The sequence below is a fragment of the Bacillus haikouensis genome, assembly GCF_013179555.1.
Lineage (GTDB): Bacteria > Bacillota > Bacilli > Bacillales > Bacillaceae_B > Rossellomorea > Rossellomorea haikouensis_A.
This window is the reverse complement of sequence record NZ_JABMCR010000397.1, coordinates 1-2,930: the sequence shown is the minus strand read 5'-3', so window position 1 is coordinate 2,930 and position 2,930 is coordinate 1. Positions and strand designations below refer to the sequence as shown.

General features: G+C 41.3%; 4 protein-coding genes. All 4 read left to right on the top strand.

The features are described 5' to 3' along the window. Window positions 1–969: elongation factor Tu (gene tuf, locus HP456_RS22140; RefSeq protein WP_172255140.1), on the top strand; the 969-nt coding region annotated here is incomplete at its 5' end. A gap of 623 nt (window positions 970–1,592) precedes the next feature. Further along, the gene (rpsJ, locus tag HP456_RS22135; RefSeq protein ID WP_007085291.1) at window positions 1,593–1,901 is read left to right on the top strand and encodes a 30S ribosomal protein S10; all 309 of its coding nucleotides are present in this window, start codon (window positions 1,593–1,595) and stop codon (window positions 1,899–1,901) included. A 35-nt stretch (window positions 1,902–1,936) separates the two neighbouring features. After that, window positions 1,937–2,569 (top strand): 50S ribosomal protein L3, encoded by a 633-nt coding sequence (gene rplC, locus HP456_RS22130; protein WP_172255138.1) that lies wholly within the window; start codon window positions 1,937–1,939, stop codon window positions 2,567–2,569. Window positions 2,570–2,599: 30 nt separating this feature from the next. Continuing rightward, the coding region (gene rplD / locus HP456_RS22125) for a 50S ribosomal protein L4 (RefSeq protein WP_172255136.1) at window positions 2,600–2,930 on the top strand (331 nt) is incomplete at its 3' end.

Below are 2,930 nucleotides of genomic sequence, written 5' to 3'. Positions count from 1 at the left end.
ACTCGTCACTATGCACACGTTGACTGCCCAGGACACGCTGACTATGTTAAAAACATGATCACTGGTGCTGCGCAAATGGACGGTGGGATCCTAGTAGTATCTGCTGCTGATGGTCCAATGCCACAAACTCGTGAGCACATCCTTCTTTCTCGTCAAGTAGGTGTACCTTACCTAGTTGTATTCATGAACAAATGTGACATGGTAGACGACGAAGAGCTACTTGAATTAGTAGAAATGGAAGTACGTGACCTTCTTTCTGAGTACGACTTCCCTGGTGATGATGTACCAGTAATCAAAGGTTCTGCTCTTAAAGCTCTAGAAGGAGATCCTGCGTGGGAAGAAAAAATCTACGAACTTATGGAAGCTGTAGACAGCTACATCCCAACTCCAGAGCGTGACACTGAAAAGCCATTCATGATGCCTGTTGAGGACGTATTCTCAATCACAGGTCGTGGTACAGTTGCTACTGGTCGTGTTGAGCGCGGACAAGTTAAAGTTGGAGACACAATCGACATCATCGGTCTTTCTGAAGAGCCTAAATCTACTACTGTAACAGGTGTAGAAATGTTCCGTAAGCTTCTTGACTATGCTGAAGCTGGAGACAACATTGGTGCTTTACTTCGTGGGGTAGCTCGTGAAGATATCCAACGTGGACAAGTACTTGCTAAGCCAGGTACTATCACTCCACACACAAAGTTCAAAGCTGAAGTTTATGTTCTTTCTAAAGAAGAAGGTGGACGTCACACTCCATTCTTCTCTAACTACCGCCCACAGTTCTACTTCCGTACAACTGACGTAACTGGTATCTGTAACCTTCCTGAAGGTGTAGAAATGGTTATGCCTGGCGATAACATCGAAATGACTGTTGAGCTTATCGCTCCAATCGCTATCGAAGAAGGTACTAAGTTCTCTATCCGTGAGGGTGGACGTACTGTAGGTGCTGGAGTAGTAGCTACAATCACTGAGTAATCTTTGATGATATGAAGACAGATGGACTTGTTGTCCATCTGTTTTTTTGTTATTTTGCTGAATATAGGGGAGAATACTGAATTGTGATATTGTCCATTTTGCGGATATTATGATTCATTTTGAAAAAATTGATCCCATCACTGATTTACGATCCATTCTACGACTTAATGAACATTTAAATACGATTCTAATCAACCACCCACTCCTCAATCCTCAATCCGTCCGGTTTATGAACAATCTTAAAACTTATGCAAATACAACATTTCATAAGTACAATCACTACAAAAACGAGTTTCTTCTATATAATAGAGCCGCAACCAAAAACCGTTCATAAGTATCCAAATACATAGTCCGTACAATTATTATTAAGTATTGTGAAAACTCCCCATACACTTGAATTTCACCTATCCAATTTGTATAATAGAGAAAGTGTGCGAAACATATAGATTTTGCAAGAAACTCTTGCATCTTCTAGGTGTTTTAGTTATAATAGACAATGTTGGTCTTTGACTGCGATGAAATGGAAGGTTGCTGACACACCTGGCCGCTTTGCCATGGCGAGTGTGTGGGAAATTTCCATGGAGAATGTCTATTCAAAAATAGGCGAAAAAGGAGGGAAAATAATGGCAAAACAAAAGATTCGTATTCGTTTAAAGGCTTATGATCACAGAATTCTTGATCAATCAGCTGAGAAAATTGTTGAAACAGCAAAACGTTCTGGTGCGGCGGTTTCTGGACCGATCCCACTACCAACAGAAAAGTCTGTTTACACAATCTTACGTGCTGTGCACAAATACAAAGATTCTCGTGAGCAATTCGAGATGCGTACACACAAACGCTTAATCGACATTGTGAACCCAACACCACAAACAGTTGATGCGCTTATGCGTTTAGACTTACCATCTGGTGTAGATATCGAAATCAAACTTTAATCTTATAAAATCATAATTAACAGGAGGTGTGACTTATGACCAAAGGAATCTTAGGAAGAAAGATCGGTATGACTCAAGTTTTTGCTGAAAACGGTGATCTTATCCCTGTAACTGTAATTGAAGCTGCTCAAAACGTTGTTCTTCAAAAGAAATCTGTAGATGTTGATGGATACGAAGCGATCCAGGTTGGTTTCGAAGACAAACGCGAAAAGCTTTCAAACAAGCCGGAGAAAGGCCACGTTGCTAAAGCTGAAACTACTCCTAAGCGCTTCATCCGTGAAATCCGCGGTGTAAACGTAGAAGAGTACGAAGTTGGTCAAGAAGTCAAAGTTGATATTTTCGCTGCAGGCGATGTAGTAGATGTAACAGGAGTATCGAAAGGGAAAGGTTTCCAAGGTGCTATCAAGCGTCATAACCAATCTCGCGGACCTATGTCCCACGGTTCCCGTTATCACCGTCGTCCTGGTTCAATGGGTCCTGTAGATCCGAACCGTGTATTCAAAGGTAAATTATTACCTGGACGTATGGGTGGAGAACAAATTACGATTCAAAACCTTGAAATCGTAAAAGTGGATGCAGAACGCAACCTTATCTTGGTAAAAGGTAATGTACCTGGACCTAAGAAACAACTGATCAAAGTAAAAACAGCTATCAAAGCAGCTAAATAATAGAACTTTCCAGGAAAGGAGGAAATAAGAATGCCGAAAGTAGCATTATTTAACCAAACAGGTTCTAAAGTCGGTGATATCGAACTGAACGATTCTGTATTTGGTATTGAACCAAACAAACATGTACTGTTTGAAGCAGTATTAATGCAAAGAGCTTCATTACGTCAAGGAAATCATAAAGTAAAAAATCGTTCTGAAGTACGTGGCGGTGGACGTAAACCATGGCGTCAAAAAGGAACAGGTCGTGCTCGTCAAGGGTCAATCCGTTCTCCACAATGGCGCGGCGGTGGAGTTGTATTTGGACCGGTTCCACGCAGCTACAGCTACAAATTACCTAAGAAGGTTCGTCGCTTAGCGATCA